General features: G+C 71.1%; 21 protein-coding genes and 1 tRNA gene. 10 read left to right on the top strand and 12 right to left on the bottom strand.

The features are described 5' to 3' along the window. Positions 1-16: 16 nt before the first annotated feature. The gene (gene nrtL / locus ACIODU_RS07965; RefSeq protein WP_401765216.1) at positions 17-1,348 is read right to left on the bottom strand and encodes an ArgS-related anticodon-binding protein NrtL; all 1,332 of its coding nucleotides are present in this window, start codon (positions 1,346-1,348) and stop codon (positions 17-19) included. A gap of 524 nt (positions 1,349-1,872) precedes the next feature. Next, positions 1,873-2,355, bottom strand: coding sequence for a response regulator (locus ACIODU_RS07960; protein ID WP_356426560.1), 483 nt, complete (start codon positions 2,353-2,355; stop codon positions 1,873-1,875). An 89-nt stretch (positions 2,356-2,444) separates the two neighbouring features. On the opposite strand from ACIODU_RS07960, the gene ACIODU_RS07955 reads away from it, so the two are divergent. Beyond that, a complete protein-coding gene (locus ACIODU_RS07955) occupies positions 2,445-2,834 on the top strand; it encodes a hypothetical protein (protein WP_401765214.1) in 390 nt (129 codons plus the stop codon). Positions 2,835-2,889: 55 nt separating this feature from the next. Here ACIODU_RS07955 and ACIODU_RS07950 read toward each other — a convergent pair whose 3' ends face one another. Next, positions 2,890-3,507: a TetR/AcrR family transcriptional regulator gene (locus ACIODU_RS07950; protein WP_401765211.1), complete on the bottom strand. Its 618-nt coding sequence runs from the start codon at positions 3,505-3,507 to the stop codon at positions 2,890-2,892. Positions 3,508-3,600: 93 nt separating this feature from the next. On the opposite strand from ACIODU_RS07950, the gene ACIODU_RS07945 reads away from it, so the two are divergent. Both ACIODU_RS07945 and ACIODU_RS07940 read left to right on the top strand, forming a co-directional pair. Beyond that, positions 3,601-4,341: an SDR family NAD(P)-dependent oxidoreductase gene (locus tag ACIODU_RS07945; protein WP_401765209.1), complete on the top strand. Its 741-nt coding sequence runs from the start codon at positions 3,601-3,603 to the stop codon at positions 4,339-4,341. An 82-nt stretch (positions 4,342-4,423) separates the two neighbouring features. Further along, positions 4,424-4,738: a DMT family transporter gene (locus ACIODU_RS07940; RefSeq protein ID WP_401765206.1), complete on the top strand. Its 315-nt coding sequence runs from the start codon at positions 4,424-4,426 to the stop codon at positions 4,736-4,738. A gap of 475 nt (positions 4,739-5,213) precedes the next feature. Here ACIODU_RS07940 and ACIODU_RS07935 read toward each other — a convergent pair whose 3' ends face one another. From ACIODU_RS07935 to ACIODU_RS07900, 8 genes are all read right to left on the bottom strand, one after another. Further along, entirely contained in the window at positions 5,214-6,188 is a 975-nt protein-coding gene (locus ACIODU_RS07935) for a protein-L-isoaspartate(D-aspartate) O-methyltransferase (RefSeq protein ID WP_401765883.1), read from the bottom strand. A gap of 197 nt (positions 6,189-6,385) precedes the next feature. Next, positions 6,386-6,517, bottom strand: coding sequence for a hypothetical protein (locus ACIODU_RS07930; protein WP_401765204.1), 132 nt, complete (start codon positions 6,515-6,517; stop codon positions 6,386-6,388). A gap of 105 nt (positions 6,518-6,622) precedes the next feature. Next, positions 6,623-7,462 carry a helix-turn-helix domain-containing protein gene (locus ACIODU_RS07925; RefSeq protein WP_401765880.1) on the bottom strand — a complete coding sequence of 280 codons (840 nt, stop codon included), beginning with the start codon at positions 7,460-7,462 and terminating at the stop codon, positions 6,623-6,625. Beyond that, complete coding sequence (locus ACIODU_RS07920; RefSeq protein ID WP_401765201.1) at positions 7,446-7,976, bottom strand: DUF6879 family protein; 531 nt, start codon at positions 7,974-7,976, stop codon at positions 7,446-7,448. The genes ACIODU_RS07925 and ACIODU_RS07920 overlap by 17 nt, the downstream gene beginning before the upstream one ends. Then, positions 7,960-8,172 carry a hypothetical protein gene (locus tag ACIODU_RS07915; protein WP_401765199.1) on the bottom strand — a complete coding sequence of 71 codons (213 nt, stop codon included), beginning with the start codon at positions 8,170-8,172 and terminating at the stop codon, positions 7,960-7,962. Before ACIODU_RS07915 ends, ACIODU_RS07920 begins: the two co-directional genes overlap by 17 nt. A gap of 348 nt (positions 8,173-8,520) precedes the next feature. After that, positions 8,521-8,595 (bottom strand) — tRNA-Arg (locus ACIODU_RS07910). Between the two features lie 77 nt (positions 8,596-8,672). Then, a complete protein-coding gene (locus ACIODU_RS07905; RefSeq protein WP_401765877.1) occupies positions 8,673-9,305 on the bottom strand; it encodes a response regulator in 633 nt (210 codons plus the stop codon). An 84-nt stretch (positions 9,306-9,389) separates the two neighbouring features. Beyond that, complete coding sequence (locus tag ACIODU_RS07900; RefSeq protein ID WP_356426581.1) at positions 9,390-10,391, bottom strand: Ku protein; 1,002 nt, start codon at positions 10,389-10,391, stop codon at positions 9,390-9,392. 95 nt (positions 10,392-10,486) lie between these two features. Here ACIODU_RS07900 and ligD point away from each other — a divergent pair, with 95 nt between their 5' ends. After that, positions 10,487-11,383, top strand: a complete 897-nt coding sequence (ligD, locus tag ACIODU_RS07895; RefSeq protein WP_401765195.1) for a non-homologous end-joining DNA ligase — start codon at positions 10,487-10,489, stop codon at positions 11,381-11,383. Positions 11,384-11,417: 34 nt separating this feature from the next. Here the strand turns inward: ligD and ACIODU_RS07890 are convergent, their stop codons facing one another. After that, a complete protein-coding gene (locus tag ACIODU_RS07890; RefSeq protein WP_401765192.1) occupies positions 11,418-12,326 on the bottom strand; it encodes a nuclease-related domain-containing protein in 909 nt (302 codons plus the stop codon). Between the two features lie 151 nt (positions 12,327-12,477). Between ACIODU_RS07890 and ACIODU_RS07885 the strand changes: the two genes are divergently transcribed. The 6 genes from ACIODU_RS07885 to ACIODU_RS07860 all read left to right on the top strand — a co-directional run bounded on the left by ACIODU_RS07885 (position 12,478) and on the right by ACIODU_RS07860 (position 19,546). Then, positions 12,478-12,828, top strand: a complete 351-nt coding sequence (locus ACIODU_RS07885; RefSeq protein WP_401765189.1) for a zinc-ribbon domain-containing protein — start codon at positions 12,478-12,480, stop codon at positions 12,826-12,828. A 94-nt stretch (positions 12,829-12,922) separates the two neighbouring features. Further along, positions 12,923-14,314 carry an FtsW/RodA/SpoVE family cell cycle protein gene (locus ACIODU_RS07880; RefSeq protein ID WP_356426591.1) on the top strand — a complete coding sequence of 464 codons (1,392 nt, stop codon included), beginning with the start codon at positions 12,923-12,925 and terminating at the stop codon, positions 14,312-14,314. Further along, positions 14,314-15,786, top strand: coding sequence for a penicillin-binding transpeptidase domain-containing protein (locus ACIODU_RS07875; protein WP_401765185.1), 1,473 nt, complete (start codon positions 14,314-14,316; stop codon positions 15,784-15,786). The genes ACIODU_RS07880 and ACIODU_RS07875 overlap by 1 nt, the downstream gene beginning before the upstream one ends. Before the next feature lie 119 nt (positions 15,787-15,905). Next, on the top strand, positions 15,906-17,906 hold the full coding sequence (locus ACIODU_RS07870) for a hypothetical protein (protein WP_401765183.1): 2,001 nt from the start codon (positions 15,906-15,908) through the stop codon (positions 17,904-17,906). A 48-nt stretch (positions 17,907-17,954) separates the two neighbouring features. Next, positions 17,955-19,085: an amidase gene (locus tag ACIODU_RS07865; RefSeq protein WP_401765180.1), complete on the top strand. Its 1,131-nt coding sequence runs from the start codon at positions 17,955-17,957 to the stop codon at positions 19,083-19,085. Next, positions 19,082-19,546, top strand: coding sequence for a DUF3291 domain-containing protein (locus ACIODU_RS07860; RefSeq protein WP_356426604.1), 465 nt, complete (start codon positions 19,082-19,084; stop codon positions 19,544-19,546). The genes ACIODU_RS07865 and ACIODU_RS07860 overlap by 4 nt, the downstream gene beginning before the upstream one ends. Positions 19,547-19,569: the final 23 nt, after the last annotated feature.

Genomic DNA, 19,569 nt, shown 5'->3' with positions numbered 1-19,569 from the left:
GGTCTCTCAGGACGATCTAAAGGAATTCCGGGGCATCGATGCCGAGGAGGGAGAGGCCGCCGGCCAGCACGGCCCCGGCGGCCTCGGCGAGCGCGATCCGGGAGCGGTGGGCGGCCGAGGGTTTCTCGTCCCCGAGGGGCAGCGGGCGGCCGCTCTCCTGGAAACGCAGCACGGCGTCGGCGACCTGTTCGAGCCCCCGGGCGAGCCGGTCGGGCGCGCGGTGCCGCGCGGCGGCCTCGAGGACGGCGGGGTGGTCGCGGAGGAGCCGGGTGAGGGCGACGTGGGTGGGGTGCGGCCGGCCGCCCTCTCCGACCGCCACGCCCTCGACCCCACCCGACCCGAAGCCCAGCCGCTCGGCGGCGCGGGTGAGGGCCCGGGTACGGGCGTACGCGTACCGCACCCGGAAGAGGGGATTGCTCTCGCGCTGTACGAGCAGCGCGTCGGCGGCGGTACCGGCGGCCGGCCGGTCGTGCGCGGCGGGCCGCAACAGCGCCCAGCGGGCGGCGTCGGCCCCCAGCCGCCCGAGGAGATCGTCCCCGTCGGGGACGGGCACGACCCGGAGGGTCTCGGGCACGGGGGCCGGTGCGGCCGGAGCGACTGTGGGATTCGTCATAGCCCCACCGGGGCGGGGGCCGGCGGGCGCGAGCGCCGCGCGGGGCCCGGGGGCCGCGGGCGCGGGCACGGCGCCCGGGCCGAAGGTGGCGTCCGGCCCAGGGCCGGCAGGCGCGAGCGCCGCGCCTGGCCCGGGGGCCGCAGGGGCGGTGCGCCGGCAAGGGGTCGTAGGCACCCCAGGCCCGAGGCCGACGGACACGTCCGGCCCGGGGGCCGCGGGCGCGGGCGCGGCAAGCCGGCCCGGCGCCGCAGGCGCGTCCGGCCCGGTGTCGGCAGGCGCGATCGAGGCCGTCGCTCCCTGGCACTGGAGCAGGGCGACCACCGTTTCCGTCCAGACGCGGGCGCGTGGTTCCCGCGCGGGCGCGAAGACCACCGTGGTGCCCGTCAGGGCGTTGCCGTGGCCGTAGCGGGAGCCCGCGCTCAGCACCGTACGGGCCAGGTCTTCGCCGTCGTCCTCGGTCAGCGTGAAGTTGAGGAAGCCGGGGCCGGTGATGTCGATCCGGGCGATGCCTTCGGCGGTGGCGACCCGGGTGCGCAGGATCTCCGCGACCTCGCGGGGCGCCAGCCCCGCGTCGGCCGCCAGGCGCAGCGCCGCGTTCGTCGCGTAGTCGCCGCTTCCGCCGGGCCGGGGCCGCTCCACCGTCACCCGGTCGGGCACGGCCACGCGCAGGGCGCCGTCCTCCACCGCGCGGCGCACGGCGCGCAGCACGGTCGTGGAGAGATCGGCGGGGGTCACGGGACCAGCGTAGGGGAGGAGGGGGCCCCCTCCGCGACCTCGTTCCGCGATGCGGTCGGCGGCGACGAGTGGGGCGGGGTACGGGCAAGCCGACCGGGCAACGGACAGCCGCGAGCGTCCGCCACGCAGACGGCGAGTCTCGTCCCGCGATGCCGTCGGCAACGGATGGCCCCCGCATGTCCGCGAACCCGGCGGTGCCCTGGGCGGGCGTTGGTCAGGACGCCGCCGACTGCTGGCGGATGCCCCTGGGCAGGCCATGGACGGGACACCGTCGGCGGAGGTGGCGGCCAAGCTCCGGGTTCGCGCCGGATCGGCGTCGGCTGCCGGCGGACCCCCCGGGCCACGGACGTGGCGCCGTCGGCAGGTGGCGACCAGACTCCGGGGGCGCCGTCAGGCGGGGGTGCTGCCTGTGCGGGCCGTGCCGCGGCGGCCGCCCGCGAGTGGCGGGAAGCCGCAGCGGAGGGCGCGCCCCGGCCGTGGGCGGGACGTCGTCCGGGGTGGCCGGGCTCCAAAAAAGGGCGGCGTCAGCCGCGGGTGCTGCCTGCGTGGCCGGCGCCGTGGCGGCCGTCCAGGGATGGGGGGGCGTCCTGGTGGGTGAGGCGGCGGACCAGTTGGATCAGGTCGGCCGGTTCGAAGGGCTTCGCCAGGAACGCGTCCACGCCCGCCGTGAGGCCCGCCTCGACCTCGTACTGCGTGCACGCGCTCACGATCGCGAGGGGCAGCCGGCTGGTGCGCGGATCCGCCCGCAGCCGCGCGGCCGTCCGCAGGCCGTCCAGGCGTGGCATGACCACATCGAGGGTGATGACATCCGGCCTGACCTCGTGCACGACCTCCAGGCATTCGGCACCGTCGGCCGCGGTCACGACCTCGAAGCCCTCCAGCTCGAGATTGACCCTGATCAGCTGCCTGATCACTCGGTTGTCGTCGACAACGAGCACCCGGCCGGATGCGCCTGACACATATCGAGAGTAGGTCGGACTTCCGCGCCGCGTCCGGGTTTTGGCCAATTGCCGCTCGGCCCCGGAGCCGGGACGCGCCGGTCCGGGCGGGGGTGCGTACCGCCGTCCGCCCCGCCCGTACCGCCTACGCTCCACGCATGGAGCAGAACGAAGTTGTCCTCAGGGCCATCGGCATCCTCACCCAGTCCGCGGAATGGATCCGCACGGCGGAGCGGCACCCCGATGCCGCGGGGAGCACCGGCAGCACCGGCACGACCGCCGCCCGCGGCTCCGGCGAGGGGCAGATCGGGTCGCTGCTCGCCGAGGTCTTCCCTTCGTTCGCCGTGCCCTCCGAGGCGACCCCCCTGGAGGCCGCCCACGCGGTCACCGAGGCGGCGCTGCCGGCCATCATGCAGCTGATCGGGGCGTTCACGTACGTCTACTCCGAGCTGGCCGAGGTCCACGACTCCGGCCGTACGGACATCTCCTCCGAGGACCTCCTCCGCGACCTCGCCCTGCGCATGTCCCGCCCCCCGCAGGGCGACTGACGGTCCGTCAGGAAAACGGCCGGGGCGCCGGTCGGGGCGGCGGTAGGGGCGCCGGTCAGGGCGTCACCATCTGCCGTACCAGCAGGTTCCACACCGACATCGCGAGGTCCACCGTCGACTCCAGCTTCCGCAGCGCCACCCCGTCCCGCGCCTCGACCGACAGCCCGTGGAGCACCGTGGAGTAGAAGGCGGCGATGCCCTCCACGTTCGCGTCCAGGGGCAACTCGCCTTCGTCCACGGCCTGTTCCAGCCGTTCCTCCAGCGTCGCCACCGCGTTCCGCCGCCGCCAGGCCAGGTGGTCGCCCACGCCCTTGTTGCGCGTACTGCAATTGGTCGCCGCGAGCACGATCATGCAACCGCTCGGCGTATGGGGGTCGGTGAAGGCGTCGATGTTCCCGCGCAGCATCGCCTCGATCGCGCCCCGCACGGTGGGCTGCTCGTGCAGCGCCCGGTTGGTAACCGATCCGACGGTGTTGTCGTAGAGGGCCACCGCCTCGTAGAACAACTGCTCCTTCGATCCGAAGGAGTTGTAGAGGCTGGTCGAGTTGATGCCCATCGCGTCGGTCAGATCGGTCATCTTGGTGCCTTCGTAACCAAGCTCCCAGAACGTCTCCATCGCGCGCCGCAACGCCGCCGCCCGGTCGAACGCAAGCGGCCTGCCACGTTCCGTCATATTCCCGTCCTCCAAGGGGGTTGACCCTGACTCAGCTTACCTGTTAAGGCTTTATGCAGCATCCATTCCGGAATGCAATCAAGGCGGAGCAAAATGTCGCGACTCGCAGGAAAAATCGCACTGGTGACCGGTGGCAGCCGGGGGATCGGCGCGGCCACGGCCCTCCGATTAGCGCGGGAAGGGGCTGACGTCGCCCTGACCTATGTGAACGCCGCCGACAAGGCGCAGGAAGTGGTCAAGTCCATAGAAGACCTCGGCCGCAGGGGCCTCGCGCTCCAGGCCGACAGCGCGGACCCGGCGGCGGTCGCCGACTCCGTCGCCCGCGCGGCGGCCGAGTTGGGCGGCCTGGACATCCTCGTCAACAATGCCGGTATTTTCCCTTACGGACCTTTCCAGGACGTCACCCTCGAAGAGATCGACCGGACGCTCGCGGTCCATGTGCGGGCCGTCTTCGTCGCCACCCAGGCGGCCGTCGCGCACATGACGGACGGCGGACGGGTGATCAACATCGGCAGCTGCTGGGCCACCCGCGTCCCCGTACCGGAAGTGACGCTGTACTCGATGAGCAAGTCCGCCCTCATCGGCTTCACCAAGGGGCTGGCCCACGACCTGGCACCGCAGCGCATCACGGTCAACATCGTGGACCCGGGCCCGACCGTCACGGACATGAACCCGGACGGCACGGCGGAGGCGGAGGAGGAGCGCCGGCGGACGGCGGCGAAGGTCCTCGGCGCGGCCTCGGACACCGCCGGCGCGGTTGCCTTCCTCGCGGGCCCGGACGCGGCCTGGATCACCGGCACGTCGCTCGCCGTCGACGGCGGCTACACCGCCTGATGCGCGCGGCGCGCAGGGGCGGGCCCCGGTGACCGGGGCCGCGCAATCGACCGAGGATCGCACGACGGCGAGGACGGGCTACATGGCATGGGCGATCCTGACGGTGGCCGGCCTGCTGGAGGTCGTCCGGGCTCTGGCGCTGAAGGAGTCCGGCGGCTTCACGAAGCTGTGGCCGAGCACGATCGGCATCACCTTCGCCGCGCTGAGTTTCGTACTGCTCACCTTCGCCCTGCGGGACGTGCCGGTCGGCACGGGATACGCGGTGTGGGTGGGCATCGGCGCGGCGGGTGTGGTGGTCGCGGGCATCGTGCAGGGCGAGGCGGCGTCGGCCGCCCGCGTGGCCTGCATTCTCGCGATCATCGGCGGTGTGGTGGGCCTGCGGCTTCTCGAAAGCTGATCTCGCTCCCCCGCCCCGCCCCGCCCCGCCCCGCGAGGGTGACGACCGAGGGGTGACACTGTTCGGGTCCGCCGAGCACCGAGGGACCCGGACAGTGGTGTGTACGCGTGTCCACGGCTCAGGAGGGCTCCCCTCCTGAGCCGTGCGCGGGGCCGGCGGGTCCCCACGGATTGCCCCAACCCGCCAGCGACCAGAGTCTCCGGCGGCACGTCCTCATAGGGCGGCAGACCCAGCCGCCCTAGCTCGGCATTGAGCGCCGAGCGACTTGCCCCCACCCGTCCTCCTCCTCACCGCACCACTCCTCAGCGCCGACGCTCACCAGGTACGCACCCATGCGGGAAAGCTACAGCGCACCTCTGACACCGGTCAGAGGGCCAATCCGGAAGCCCCCCACCAGAATCCGAACCCGCGCACCCGGCCTCGTGGCCGTGGCCAGCGGTCGGCCGGGTGTCCCGCTTGTTCGCGTTCTCGATCTTCAGGTCCGGGGAACAGCATTCTCCGGTTCGTCCAGCCAGACGACTTCCGACTCTGCCGTGACCGTCAGGCCGAATCGGTCGAAACTCGGCCGGTCCTGAGCTTCCCACCACCGGAAAGCTGTCTCGACTTCCTCCCAGAGCTTCCGTGGTCCGGACTGTACGACGTCGAATACAGCGCGATCCTTCGTGTAGTCCACGGTCGCCCACGACGTGACAGCCGTGTCGCGGAGCCAGAGGGTGTACGAGCCGTCGTCGTATGTCTCGGCCCAGGGGAAGGCGTCGGGGACCTGAACGCCGAGGGCGAACATCACCTGCCATTCCCCGACCGATTCCGGGGATAGCTCCGTGGTGGTGACAATCCCGCCCGCGGGCCAATCCTGACCGTTCAAGTAGTCCCGGACGTGCCTTCGTCGAGTGCGCTGGTCGCGCATCCGCATGAAGGCCGACGAGCCGATGAAACGGCCGGACGCCGTGCCGTCGTCGCCGACAACGAGCCGAACAACGCCTTCTCCACCGTAGGTTGGCCCCCAGGGAGCGACAATCACGCCCTCGGGCCTGGTCTGCTCGACCCAGGCGTGAGGGATGCTGCCGACTGAGCACGTGGCTACGACACGGTCGTAAGGGGCATTCTGCCGATACCCCAGTGCTCCGTCTGCGACGACGGCCAGGGGTGCGAAGCCAACCCCCTGAAGACGCCTCCCGGCCTCCCTGGCGCAGGCCTCGTCCACTTCCACCGTGACCACGTTCTCAGGGCCGACACGATGACAGAGAAGGGCAGCGTTCCAGCCCGTTCCCGTACCGATCTCCAAAACACGGTTTCCGTCTTCGACACTGAGGGCGTCGAGCATGGAAAAAACCATGGTCGGCATGGAATTCGAGCTCGAAGGAACCTTCCCCTTGCCAGGCCCGGTGTACGCACCGTCGTCCCACTGAGTGGTGATCGGCGCATCCCGATAGGCAGCCCGCCACCACATGTCCGGCTCTTCCGACCGAATCACTCGGTCATCCTGCCGATTCATACCGGCACGGCCCGGCCATATCGTGTCAGGCAGGAACAAGTGCCGGGGCACCCGCCGGTACGCGGGGAGCCAATCCGCCGTCAGTACGGCCTTCCGCATGAGCGCGGAGGCCAGCCCATCAGGACCGGCCTCCGCCTTCCGAGGCTCAGTCATCACTTCCCGTCCGCCGGCCCCTGGCCGTCATTCGTGTTCCCACCTTCGTCGGAGCCGCCTCCACCGTGCTTGTTGCCGGAGTCGCTGTCGTCCTCGCCACCGTCGACCATGGCAGGCCACCACACGTTCATGAGAATTCCCCTCGATCCGTGATCCCCGAACAGGACCCTTGCCGGAAAACCTACAGGGAAATACTTCGCTGCCCCGCGCTGCCCCGCAATTATTCCCGTCCTGGATTAAAGATCATGAATGATCGACCGCACGCAATCGGCAAGGAATGCGCGCGCCTCGTCTCCGAACAGGGCGATTCTCTCGTATGCCGCAAATATGGCCAGGTGCTGGATCACGTCTCTGGGGTCTTGGAAAACCAGTCGGCCGGCGAACGTCTCGACCGTTGCGAGTCGATCGTCATAAGTAGTGAAGGTATTCATCGGGCCGCGCGCCGGTGAAGTACCGTTCGGAAGAACACCCAACCGGACATTTGGCAGTCGCGACAATGACGCAAGCCGTTCGACCTGTATGACCATGGCTGGACGCGGGACGATCGCCCACATTACCGCTTGCTCAGTGAGTAGAAATGTGAATGACTTTTTGGTGTCGTAGAGGACGGCCTGTCGCTCCAGCTTTTTCGCGACGGTCCTTGACGTATCGCCCGGGGAGTTGTCAAGGCTGGCTTTGATGTACTCCGGCGTCGCCAGCAGTCCCGTAACCATCGCAGGCAGGAAGTACCTCATATCCGAAGAAGTATTTTCGAGGGAGGCCAGTTCGGCTTGGCGTTTTTCCAGGCCACGACGCCACGATGACCGCTTGTCCTGCCACTGGGTATTGGCGATGCGCGCCAGGGCCGTCACCTCGGCCACCAGCTCTCGCGGAGCTTCCAGGGCGGTAAGAATGCGCTCCACGTCCACCAGGGTGGGCGTGACCTTGCCCGTCTCGATCTTCGAGACTTTGCTTTGGCTCATGGCGCACCGCCTGGCGAGCCGGTCCCCGGTGAGACCGGCTCGCTTCCGCAGTTCCCTGAGAATCTCCGCCAGGTCGCTCTTCGACCGCCCCAGCTGCTCAGGGTCGAGTGTCACCATGTGTTCTCATGTACTCCGCGAAGGGGATCGCCGCGTCTGTCGCGATCTTCTTCCACTGCTGGTATGCCTCGGAGCGGTCTTGGATGACTTCACGATTGATCTGTGTGCCATCAGGTCGGTAATTCAGTCGGACGACACGGGATCGATCGAACATCCACCAATCCTGATCGATCGGCAACCCGAAATCGTGTTCCGTTGCGTCGAGCACCCGAATGTCCTCGCCGGCCGCGACGTTCCCAGGAATTCCCCACGCCAGTTGATAGCGCTGGTAATCGGTCAACGGGTGACGCACGACACGCACTCGTCCAATCCATTTGCCGCCGCCCACATATCCTCGCACGCGCGCATGCCAGCGAGCATTGTGGTCCGCGGGCTTCGGTTCGCCGCGAAGGAAACTCGCCAAGCTGGCAGCTTCGTTCGGCATGGTGTATTTCGGCTGGCATTCGAAGCGGAAGGCTTCGCGCTGGAAGCCGTCAAAGAATGCCCGCCACTCGTCACCATCCAAGAACACGGAAAGCCTCCCGCAAAACATGCTCTGGAATTTCCACGAGCCCCTCCCCGTCAGGGGCCTTGAAGCCGTCGTAGGTGTCGCCCTGAACGACGAACGACCCTCTCTCGGTGGCATAGACGTTCGGGCAGTCGTCGTCATCGCAGTTCGGCCCGAACGCGCTTCCGGTCAGTCGTCTGAGAGCCTCTTTACCCGCCATGGCTGGTCCTTCCTCGCCGGGTGTCTGCCGGTCCCAAGGAGGACGCTAGGGGGGTGTTGGGCCGGCCGTCCATGCCGAAAGGGGACTATTCCCGTCCTCGAATAAGATTCTCGTCCCGGCGGTTGGGTGACCTGTACACGTCGCAAGGGCAGCGGCCGCGGCTCGAAGCCGGGCCCTTGCGGGCGTCGTGACCGTGCTCGGCACCCTGGTCCCGGTCGAGTCCGGGCTGGGCAACGTGCCCTCTGTCGGCGGTCGTAGGCAATAAGAAAGCCGCTTGGCAGGATTTCCAGCTTTTCGGCTGGGCTGCCAAACGGCTTCTCAAGGCACGTTTCCGCTGATCACAGCGGTTGGTGCCCCCGGCAGGATTCGAACCTGCGCACCCGGCTCCGGAGGCCGATGCTCTATCCCCTGAGCTACGGGGGCGTTGTCGCTTTGTGCGGCGACGGGTGAAACCTTACCAGCTTCGGTGGGGTGGCCGTGAACAGGTATTACGGGGAGCGTCAGGCGCGGAGGTACGTGAGGACCGCCAGGACGCGGCGGTGGGTGTCGTCCGCCGGGGGGAGGTCCAGTTTCGCCAGGATGTTGCCGATGTGTTTGCCCACCGCCGCCTCGGAGACCACGAGTTGGCGGGCCACCGCCGCGTTCGACCTGCCCTCCGCGATCAGGGCGAGCACCTCGCGCTCGCGGGGTGTCAGGCGTGCCAGGGGGTCGCGGCGGCGGCGCAGCAGTTGGCGTACGACCTCCGGGTCCACCACCGTGCCGCCCGCCGCCACCGCCTGGAGCGCCGCCTCGAAGTCCTCGACCTGGCCGACGCGGTCCTTGAGGAGGTAGCCGACACCCGTGCCGTCGCCGGAGTCGAGGAGGTCGGCCGCGTAGGTGCGCTGGACGTACTGGCTCAGGACCAGGACCGGGAGGGACGGGTTGCTCTCACGGAGTGCCACGGCCGCGTGCAGTCCCTCGTCCTGGAAGCCCGGCGGCATCCGTACGTCCGTGACCACGAGGTCGGGGGTATGCCGGGCAACCGCCGCCGTCAGGGCGTCCGCGTCGCCGACCGCCGCCACGACCTGGTGGCCGAAGCGGTCCAGCAGGGCGGTCAGGCCTTCCCTGAGCAGCACACTGTCCTCCGCCAGGATGATCCGGAGGGTGCGGAGGGTGCGGAAGGTGCGGGCGGCTGGGGTACGGGTACGGGACGCTTCGGTCACGCGCGCAGTCTGTCATCAGGCCGACGACCGCCTGTTCCTCGGCTGAGACGACGTCTTCTTCGTCTCGGTGGCCTTCTTCGCTCCCGCCGTCTTCTTCGCTCCCGTGGTCTTCTTCGTTCCCGTCGTCTTCTTGGCCGGCGTCTGCTTCTTCGCCGCCGTCTTCTTCGCCGCCTGCTTCCGCTGGGGAAGCCGCGTCACCTGCGCCTCCTCCTCGTCCCCCTCCGACTCGGACTCGCCGCCGCGCGACTCCTTCGCCGCCCGTACGCTGCTCTCCAGCGCGGACATCAGGTCGAGCACCTTGCCGCCGCCCCGCTCGGCCGGCCCCTTCTCCGCCACCGCCCCGCCCGACGCCTTCGCCGCGATCAGCTCCTCGACCGCCTCCCGGTAGTCGTCGTGCAGGGTCTTCAGGTCGACCGACCCGAGGGTGTCCATCAGCGCGTCGGCCAGGTCGAGTTCGGCGTCCCGTACCGAGACCGGGGCCTCCGGCGCCACCCCCTCGGGAGCCCGGATCTCGTCCGGCCAGAGCAGACCGTGCATCGCGATCACGTCGTCGACCACCCGCAGCATGCCGAGGCGCTCGCGCCCGCGCAGCGCGTACTTGGCGATGGCGACCTTCTCGCTGCGCTTGAGCGCCTCCCGCAGCAGTGTGTACGGCTTCGCGGCCGGCACCCCGTTCGCCGAGAGGTAGTACGACGCGTCCATCTGGAGCGGGTCGATCGAGGCCGCCGGGACGAACGCCACGATCTCGATGGTCTTCGCCGTCGGCAGCGGCAGCGACGCCAGGTCCTCGTCCGTGATCGGGATCATGGACCCGTCGGAGTCCTCGTACGCCTTGCCGATCTCCGCCGACGACACCTCCCGCTCCTCCAGCTCGCACACCTTCCGGTAGCGGATGCGCCCGCCGTCCTCCTTGTGGATCTGGCGGAAGGAGATGGAGTGGTTCTCGGTGGCGTTCACCAGCTTGATCGGGATGCTGACCAGCCCGAAGGAGATCGCGCCGTTCCAGATGGATCGCACGTCGGTCCCTCCCTTTCATGCGCCTGAACCGAAGGTCCCGAAACCGAATGGTCTTGATTCACCGGAATGTGACCAACCTATGGGATTGTCATCGTATGACGCCGATCACAGAAGTGGAGGGGCGGCGCCTGAGCCTGAGCAACCTCGACAAGGTGCTGTACGCCGCCACCGGCACCACCAAGGGCGAGGTCCTGCACTACTACGCCCGGACGGCGGCCCCCCTCCTGGCCCATCTCGCACACCGGCCCGTCTCCTTCCTGCGCTATCCGGACGGCCCGGAGGGCCAGCGCTTCTTCACAAAAAATCCGCCGCCCGGTACACCCGCCTGGGTGCGGATCGCCGACGTACCCCGCGCGACCGCGCAGGTCGGCCGCCAGGTGGTGGTCGCGGACCTGCCCACGCTGATGTGGGCGGCGAACCTGGTCGTGGAGTTCCACACGCCCCAGTGGCGGGTCGAGGCGCCCCGCCGCGCCGACCGGCTGGTGTTCGACCTGGACCCCGGGGCGCCCGCGACGGCCGTCGAGTGCTGCGCGGTGGCGCTGTGGCTGCGGGAACGGCTGGCGGCGGACGGGCTCACGGCGTACGCGAAGACCTCCGGCTCCAAGGGGCTCCACCTGCTGGTGGCGCTGGAGCCGACGGACTCCGAGGAGGTGTCGGCGTACGCGAAACGCCTCGCGGTCGAGGCGGAGAGCGACCGGCCCGGACTGGCGCTGCACCGCATGAAGCGTTCGCTACGGCCGGGGAAGGTCTTCGTCGACCACAGCCAGAACAACGCCGCGAAGACGACCGCCGTCCCCTACACCGTCCGGGCACGCCGGGAGCCGACCGTCTCCACCCCCCTGACCTGGGAGGAGGTCGAGAGCTGCACGGACGCGGAGCAACTGGTGTTCCGGCTGGACGATGTGGCGGTACGGCTGGAGCGGTACGGGGACCTCCTCGCCCCGCTCCTGGACGCCGGACGGGCGGGCCGGCTGCCCCCGGCACCGGGATGACGCGCGACCGCGTACGGCCGCCGCCCCCGGAACCTCAGCGCGCCCCCCGGCCCCCCGACCAGGCCCTCCGGTCCCGCGCCGTCGCGTACAGGGACTCGATGTCGGCCGGCTTCAGGACACCCCCCGGGCCCGCCAGGTCCCCCGGGCCCCCCACCCCCGCCAGCGCCGCCACCTCCGTGTCCCGCACGATCCGTACGTCCACCGGCGCCGGCACGACCCGGAGCCGGGACGCCCCCACCACCACGAGCACCGGCCGCACCGCCGTCGCCAGCGCCGCCGAGGCCCGTTCCGCCGCCTCGCGGAGGTGGCCGAGCAGGGGGACGGGCGCCGAGAAGCCCGTACGGACCATCGGGTCGGCGACACGCACCCGCCGGTCGCGGGCGGGCAGCGTACGGATCGCCAGGACACCGGCCGGTCCGATCAGCAGATGGTCGATCCGGACGGCCGGATCCGCCCCCGGCAGCGGTACGGAGTGCAGGACCCGGACCCGCACCCCCGGCCCCAACGCGTCCGACCGGTCGAGCCCGTCCAGCTGGTCCCCCACGGTCCGCCGCGCCAGCAGCTCGCCCTGACGCGGATCCCGCCGCAGCGCCGCCCGGTGTGCCGCCCCCCGGTGTGCCGCTGCTGCCCGCCCCGGCGCGGGCAGCCCGTCCAGTACGGCGTACAGCTCCTCCCCCGGCCGGTTGGGCGCCAGGTCGTCGTCGGGGTGGAGCGCCAGCCGGTCCAGCTCCGCGGGGGTCGGCACCGGCGGCGGCCCGACGGTCACCTCACCGCTCAGGTACGGCGCCAGCGCGGCCAGCACCTCCTCGCGCCCCGCCCCCGGCAGGAGGCTGACGCGTCCGGCGCCCCTGTCGTACCAGGCCACGCCCGTACCGTCCGGCAGCGTCACGTACAGCCGGTCCTGACAGTGCCGCAGCGCCGGGGCGACACGTAAACGGGTCATTCCTCATCACTCCCCACTCGGCGGAGGGAAATGCCCGCGAACGTGTCACCTCCGTACGGCAGACTCCCTACAGCACACTCTCTCCAGACGCTTTCTTCAGACGCTCTCTTCAGACACCCTCTCCAGACACGGGCCCCGGAAGGACTCACCCATGATCATTTTTGGTACCAAGGGCTATCTCTATCAACTGGCCATATTGACGCTGGTCTGCGGCAGTTGCGGCAACCCCTCCGCCCACACCCTCCGCAAGCGGGTCACCAAGTTCACGCTGTTCTTCGTGCCGCTGTTCCCCTTCTCCACCAAGTACCAGACCCAGTGCACGTTCTGCGGCGCCGAGCAGCGGTTGCAGAAGGAGCAGGCGGACCAGCTGCTGGCGCAGAGCGCGGCGCCCGGGCAGGGGTACGGGCAGGGCGGCGGCGGTCAGGCGTACGGACAGGGCGGCGGGCAGGGCGGGCCGGGATACGGACAGGGCCAGGGCCAGCAGAACCCTTACCAGCGCTGACCGGGACCGAGGCGCCCACCTGACGTGAGTTCGACATGCCTCGCACCCCGACATAAGCGGGCATAAGCCGCACCTCCTTGCTACGTTGCGGAGCATGACCGCAACGAGGGCGGACCCGCCCCCGCCCGAGCCACGCCTCCCCAAGCGCCGGGGTGTCGAACTCTCCCTCCTCGTCTGCGCCGTCGTCATCTCGGTCGTCGGCTACGTCGCCGTGGGGCTCGGCCGGAACCACGCCGTCCCCCCCGACGCGGCCCGCTACGGCGCGGGCCTCGGCCTGCTCGCGCTCCTCGCGCACCTCGCCGTCCGGCTCCGCGCCCCGTACGCGGACCCGCTCCTGCTTCCCATCGCGGTCCTCCTCAACGGCCTCGGCCTGGTGCTCATCTACCGGCTCGACCTGGAGACCCCGCGCGACCAGGCGGCGCCCGCCCAGCTGGTCTGGTCGACGCTCGGCGTCGCGCTGTTCATCGCGGCCGTCCTGTTCCTGCGCGAGGCGCGCGTCCTCCAGCGGTACGCCTACGTCTGCGTGGCCGCCGCGCTCGTCCTGCTGATCGTGCCGATCTTCTTCCCGGCGGTGAACGGCGCCAAGATCTGGATCAGGATCGGCGGACTCTCCTTCCAGCCCGGGGAGTTCGCCAAGATCCTGCTCGCCGTCTTCTTCGCCTCGTACCTCGCCGCGAACCGCAACGCCCTCGCCTACACCGGCCGCCGCCTCTGGTGGAAGCTCCAGCTGCCCACCGGCCGGGTGCTCGGTCCGATCGTCGCGATCTGGCTCCTCAGCGTCATCGTCCTGGTCCTCGAACGCGACCTGGGCACCTCGCTCCTCTTCTTCGGGCTCTTCGTGATCCTGCTGTACGTGGCCACGGGGCGGATCGGCTGGATCGCGGTCGGACTGCTGCTCGCGGCGGTCGGAGCCTTCGTGGTCGGGTCGTACGAACCACACGTCCACGGCCGCGTGCAGGACTGGCTCTCCCCGTACGCCTCCATCGACGCGGGCCAGGGGCCCGGCCAGCTCGCGCAGTCGCTCTTCGCGTTCGCCGCCGGCGGGATGTTCGGCACGGGCCTCGGCCTCGGCGAGTCCGTCCTGATCGGGTTCGCCGCCAAGTCCGACTTCATCCTGGCCACGGCGGGCGAGGAACTGGGCCTGGTCGGACTCACCGCGATCTTCCTGCTGTACGCGCTGCTCGTCGCCCGCGGCTACCGCGCCGGCCTCGCCCTGCCCCACCCCTTCGGACAGCTCCTGGCCGTCGGGCTCTCCTCCATCCTCGCCCTCCAGGTCTTCGTCATCGCGGGCGGCGTGATGGGGCTGATCCCGCTGACCGGCATGGCGATGCCGTTCCTCGCGCAGGGCGGTTCGTCGGTCGTCACCAACTGGATCATCGTGGCGCTGCTGATCCGGGTCAGCGACGCGGCCCGCGCGCCGCGTCCCGAGCCGGTGGAGGAGCCCGACCTCGTGGTCCCGGTGCCCGAGGGGACGGAGACGCGCTGATGATCCGTCAGATCCGCCACACCACCGTCTTCTGCCTGCTCCTGCTGGTCGCCCTGTTCGTCAACGCGGGCCGGATCCAGGTCATCGAGGCCGACTCGCTCGACGACAACCCCGCCAACCGCCGCCAGACCGTGGCCCGTTTCGAGCAGCGGCGCGGCAACATCCTCGTCGACGGCAGGGCCGTCACCGGCTCCAAGGACACCGGCGAGCAGCTGCGCTTCGAGCGCACGTACACCGACGGCCCCCTGTACGCGCCCGTCACGGGCTACGCCTCCCAGACGTACGGCACGACCCTGCTGGAGAACGCCGAGGACAACCTCCTCACCGGTACGAACCCGCTGCTCGCGCCCCTGCCCTTCTGGAACGACGTCACGCGCGGCCGCCAGCCCGGCGGCCGGGTCGCCACCACCGTGCGGGCGTCGATGCAGCGGGCGGCGTTCGACGGGCTGGCCGGGCGGCGGGGCGCGGTCGCGGCGATCCAGCCCGCGAGCGGCCGGATCCTGGCGCTGGTCAGCAGCCCGTCGTACAGCCCGCAACAGCTGTCGGGCACCGGCCCCGCCGTCACGGAGGCCTGGACCGCGCTGACCGGGGCGGAGGCCCAGCCGATGCTCAACCGGGCGATCCGGCAGACGTATCCGCCGGGCTCCGCCTTCAAGATCGTGACGGCGGCTGCGGCGCTGGACGCGAAGGTCGTCTCGGACGTCGACGCGCCGACCTCCGTACCCGACCCGTACGTCCTGCCGGGCACGACCACCACGCTGCCCAACGAGGTGGAGGGGTGCGACCGGGCCTCGCTGGCCTTCGCGATCACCTTCTCCTGCAACTCGGTGATGGCGGGGCTCGGGGTGAAGGTCGGGATGGACCGCATGCTCGACACGGTGGAGAAGTTCGGCTTCAACGACACGGAGATCCGGATCCCGTCCGGGGTCGCCGTCTCGAACTTCGACAGCCACATGACGAAGGACCAGCTGGCGCTGTCCTCGATCGGCCAGTTCGACACGCGCGCGACCCCGCTCCAGATGGCGATGGTGGCCGCGGCGGTCGCCAACGGCGGTGAACTCAGGCGTCCTTACCTGGTCGACCGTACGACGTCCGCGCAGGGAAAGACGGTCTCCCGTACCGCCGAGCGCACCTACCGAAAGGTGATGGACGGCTCCACGGCCCGGAAGGTACGGCGGTTGATGGTCGACGTGGTCGAGGAGGGCACGGGGACGAACGCGGGTATCGAGGGCGCCGTGGTCGGCGGGAAGACGGGCACGGCCCAGCACGGCATCGGCAACGCGGGCGTTCCGTATGCCTGGTTCATCGCCTGGGCCCGCGCCGACGACGCGGGAGAGCCGGCCGTCGCGGTGGCGGTGGTGGTGGAGGACGCGGAGGCGGACCGCTCGGACATCAGCGGGGGCGGCGACGCGGCGCCGATCGCGCGGGCGGTGATGGAGGCGGCATTGAAGGAGGCGGCGCGGGAGGAGTGAGGCCGGGGCCTCGGATGTTCCCCGGCAACTGGCTTGCCACACAGCTCCGCTAGGGTCTGCGCATTCCTGTGTGCCGCGCCGGTGCGGCACGGCGGGACCGCGCGGCAAGGGGGGCCTTGATGGCCGACGAACTGGAAGATCTGCACAACTGTCCCGTGGACGGTGGGGAGAAGCTCAACGCCGAGGGGGAAGTGGCCCTGGCGCGCCTGGCGTTGGACGGCGGCGACCTGCCGCACGCCGCCACCCACCTCGGCAACGCCCTCGCGGAGGCGCCCCGACTCCCCGAGGTGCACGAGGCGTTGGCGGAGTTCGCCGGGCGCGCGGGCGGGGCGGAGGCGGCGCTGGAGCTGTTCTCGGACGGGAGCCCCTACATCGGTGCGGTGGCGTGCCAGGCGCATCTCCTCGCCGCCGCGGGCCGCTGGGACGAGGCGCTGTCCACCCTGGCTGCGGTGGTACGGGAACAGCCGGACCGCCCCTGGGCCGAGGTCGCCTGGGTCGCCCGCCAGGACCTCGCCGGGCTGGTCTCGCCGCAGAACCTCGCGAGCGTCATCGCCCGCATCGTCGGCGGAGGCGTACCGGACCCGCCGCCCCCCGAACTGACCGCGCCCCTGCGCCCGTTCCTGGATCTCGCGCGTGCCACGCTCGCCCTGCACCCGGACCACACCCTCCTGCTGACCATGGCCTCCGGCCTGGCCCGGCGATTCGCCGCGTACGACCAGGCGATCGCCTGGGCCGAGCACGCGCGGCGGCTCGACCCCGGCCACACCCCGGCGGTGATGCTCGGCTACGCGCTGCGCGCCGCCGGGCGGGTGGGCGAGGCCCTGGCCTGCTGGGAGGCGGAGTTGGCCCGCGACCCCTCGGACCTCTCGCTGTACGTGGACGTGGCCGAGCTGTACGCGACGTCGGGGCGCCCGGAGGCGGGCCTGCCCTGGCTGGAGCGTGCGCTGGCGGTAGATCCGGCCCATCCGCAGGCCGCCCCGGCGATCCACGGGGTGCGGTTCGCCGTGGACGGGGGCCGTACGCATCTGCTGGCCCTGGCCGACCACCTGCGGGACCACCCCGAGCACGGGTACGCGCACACGGTCCTCCAGCGCCACAGTGAGAACCTGCCCTGGCTGTCGGGGGTGACGGGGGCGCGGGAGGCGACGGTCAACGTGCTCCACCAGTTCCTGGAGCGGGCGGCCGAGGGCGGGGACCCGGCCTACCGGGACAGCGCCCTCCAGCTGAACGCGTCCGCGATCGAGGCGCCGAGCGCCGTACTGGCCCTCCAACGGGCCTTCCCCAAGGGCGAGGTGAGCTTCGGGGCCGTACCGGAACCCGATCCGCGCCCGGCGCGGCGCGAGGTGGCCACGGCGGTGTGGCGGTACGAGGGCCTGGTGGCCCGGGCCGCCGTGCCCGAGCCGCCGGCCGCCGTCGCGGAAGCGGTGCGGGCGGTGGCGGAGCTGCGCTGGCCGTACCTGCCCGCCGCGTACGACCACGCGGTGGAGCTGGCGGCGATCGCCCCCGCCGACCTGCTCGGCGTCCTGGTCCATCCGCCGCTGCCGCGCGAGGACGAGCAGGGGCGGTTCCTCACGGAGCACCTGCCGGAGCTGTGGATACGGAGCGTGCAGGCGTTCGCCTGCCTCGGCATCGCGCACCACGGGACGGACGAACCGTGGGAGGGGTCGGTGCGGCGCGGGATCCTGCTGGACCTGCTGGACGGGCCTGAGGACTGGGTCACCGAGGCGGCCGGCTTCGCGCTGCTGGCGATCGCCTGGAGCGATCCGGCGACCCGCGAGGACATCGGGCGGCGGCTGGTGGAACGGATGCTGGACGCGGCGGAGGCGTTCCGGACCCGGCCGGTGGAGATCCTGGGCTCGCTGTGCCACTTCGTGCTGGGGTGCGCGTGGCTGGAGGCGACCTTCACGGGGCTCGCGGCGGATCTGCTGGAGTCGATCCGGCGGGAGGACGAGGAGGAGCCGGACGAGGAGGAAGGGGCGGCGCGGGGGGCGGAGTTGGTGGCCGGGGCGATGGCGGGCGCGGGGGCGGCTCCGGGCGCGGGGGCGGGGGTCGAGAAGAAGGCGGGGGCGAAGGCGGTACGGAGGCCGACGCTGCGTGGTCTCTTCCGGCGCCGCTCGTGACGGGCTGAGCGGGGGCATGAGGCGGGCGTGAGGCGGGCGGGGGGGCCGGTGACCGAACGGGTCGAGGAAGCGTTGGCGCGGATCGGGCGGCTGGACCCCGAGCTGTGCGCGTTTGCCGAGGTGTGGGATGAGGAGGCCCGCGAGCGGGCGAGGACGGTGGACCGCCGACTGCCCCTCGCGGGACTGCCGTTCGCCGTGAAGGGCCCGACGGGGATCCGTTCGTACGCGGCGGAACGCCTGATCGCGGCCGGTGCCGTGCCGGTCGGCTCGACGGCCGTGCCGGGCCCCGGTACGTACTGGCAGACCTGGGGCCAGGGCCGGCACGGCCGTACGGTCAACCCCTACCGCGCCGACCGCACCCCCGGCGGGTCCTCGGCCGGTTCGGCGGTGGCGGTCGCGGCGGGCATGGTGCCGCTGGCGACGGGCAGCGACGGAGCGGGCTCGGTCCGGATCCCGGCGGCCTGGTGCGGGGTGTTCGGCCTCAAGACCACCAACGGCCTGCTGCCGTCGCCCGACCGGACGGGCCTGGCGTCGGCCGGGGTACTGACCCGCTCGGCGGCGGAGGCGCGGGCGTATCTGGACTGCGTGCTGGACGCCCGGGCGGAGGTACGGAACCCCGCGCCGCTTCAACTGCCCCTGCCCGCCGTCTACTCGGCGGACCTGGGCTTCGCCCGGACGGATCCCGAGGTGGCGGCGGTCGTACGGGCGGCGGTGGACCGGCTGGTGGCGGCCGGAGTCGTACAACTGCCGCTTCGGCGGCCGCCGTTCACGCTGCTGGACCCGCGCGAGACGTGGTTGGCGGTACGGGGCGGGGCAACGGGCACAGGGGAGTTGGGGGTACGGGGCGCGGCGACCGACACAGGGGTAGCGGGCGACGCGGCGCGCGTCCGGGCCGAGAACAACCGGCGGCTCGACCGCCTCTTCGCCGGGACGGAGCTGCTGCTGACCCCCGTCACGCCCAACAGGCCGCACGGGCACGAAGGCCCCGGCGAGGTCTACTCCACCGCGCTGACGTGGGCGTTCAACCTGAGTGGCCATCCCGCGGCGAGCGTCCCGGCCGGCTTCACCGCCGACGGCTGCCCCGTCGGACTGCAACTGGTGGCGCGGCGGGGAGCGGACGTCCGGCTGGTGAAAATGGCCGTCGCGGCCGAGAACCACACGATTAGGGTGCGGCCATGACCACGTACGAGCTTGCCCAGGTGAACATAGCCCGCCTCAAGTACCCCTTGGATTCCGTTGAGTTGAAGGACTTCGTCGACGCGCTGGACCCGGTGAACGCCGTGGCCGACGAGTCCGACGGCTTTGTGTGGAGGTTGCAGAGCGACAGCGGCAACGCCACGGACGTCCCCGTCTTCGGCGACGAGTGGCTGATCGTGAACATGTCGGTGTGGCGGGACCCGGACTCCCTGAAGGCCTTCATGTACCAGGGGCAGCACCGCGAACTGCTCACTCGGCGAAGAGAGTGGTTCGAGCGCGTGGAGGAGGCGATGACGGCCCTGTGGTGGGTGCCGGCGGGCCACCGCCCGACGGTGGCGGAGGCGGAACGGCACCTGCGCCACCTGCGGGAGAACGGCCCGGCCGCGTACACCTTCACGCTGAGGGACAGCTTCCCGCCGCCGACCGGGAACGACCAGGGCTGACAGCGGCGGGGGGCGGGATCGGG

It is taken from the genome of Streptomyces sp. NPDC088261, assembly GCF_044740805.1.
Lineage (GTDB): Bacteria > Actinomycetota > Actinomycetes > Streptomycetales > Streptomycetaceae > Streptomyces.
The sequence above is the reverse complement of the archived record's forward strand: the minus strand, read 5'-3'. Positions and strand labels throughout refer to the sequence as shown.

Bases quoted from the DNA above. Each gene is read 5' to 3' on its own strand.
- ACIODU_RS07955 (WP_401765214.1), top strand. From the start codon at position 2,445: ATGGAGCAGAACGAAGTTGTCCTCAGGGCCATCGGCATCCTCACCCAG.
- ACIODU_RS07950 (WP_401765211.1), bottom strand. From the start codon at position 3,507: ATGACGGAACGTGGCAGGCCGCTTGCGTTCGACCGGGCGGCGGCGTTG.
- ACIODU_RS07945 (WP_401765209.1), top strand. From the start codon at position 3,601: ATGTCGCGACTCGCAGGAAAAATCGCACTGGTGACCGGTGGCAGCCGG.
- ACIODU_RS07940 (WP_401765206.1), top strand. From the start codon at position 4,424: ATGGCATGGGCGATCCTGACGGTGGCCGGCCTGCTGGAGGTCGTCCGG.
- ACIODU_RS07935 (WP_401765883.1), bottom strand. From the start codon at position 6,188: ATGTGGTGGCGGGCTGCCTATCGGGATGCGCCGATCACCACTCAGTGG.
- ACIODU_RS07930 (WP_401765204.1), bottom strand. From the start codon at position 6,517: ATGAACGTGTGGTGGCCTGCCATGGTCGACGGTGGCGAGGACGACAGC.
- ACIODU_RS07915 (WP_401765199.1), bottom strand. From the start codon at position 8,172: ATGGCGGGTAAAGAGGCTCTCAGACGACTGACCGGAAGCGCGTTCGGG.
- ligD (WP_401765195.1), top strand. From the start codon at position 10,487: ATGACGCCGATCACAGAAGTGGAGGGGCGGCGCCTGAGCCTGAGCAAC.
- ACIODU_RS07890 (WP_401765192.1), bottom strand. From the start codon at position 12,326: ATGACCCGTTTACGTGTCGCCCCGGCGCTGCGGCACTGTCAGGACCGG.
- ACIODU_RS07885 (WP_401765189.1), top strand. From the start codon at position 12,478: ATGATCATTTTTGGTACCAAGGGCTATCTCTATCAACTGGCCATATTG.
- ACIODU_RS07880 (WP_356426591.1), top strand. From the start codon at position 12,923: ATGACCGCAACGAGGGCGGACCCGCCCCCGCCCGAGCCACGCCTCCCC.
- ACIODU_RS07875 (WP_401765185.1), top strand. From the start codon at position 14,314: ATGATCCGTCAGATCCGCCACACCACCGTCTTCTGCCTGCTCCTGCTG.
- ACIODU_RS07870 (WP_401765183.1), top strand. From the start codon at position 15,906: ATGGCCGACGAACTGGAAGATCTGCACAACTGTCCCGTGGACGGTGGG.
- ACIODU_RS07860 (WP_356426604.1), top strand. From the start codon at position 19,082: ATGACCACGTACGAGCTTGCCCAGGTGAACATAGCCCGCCTCAAGTAC.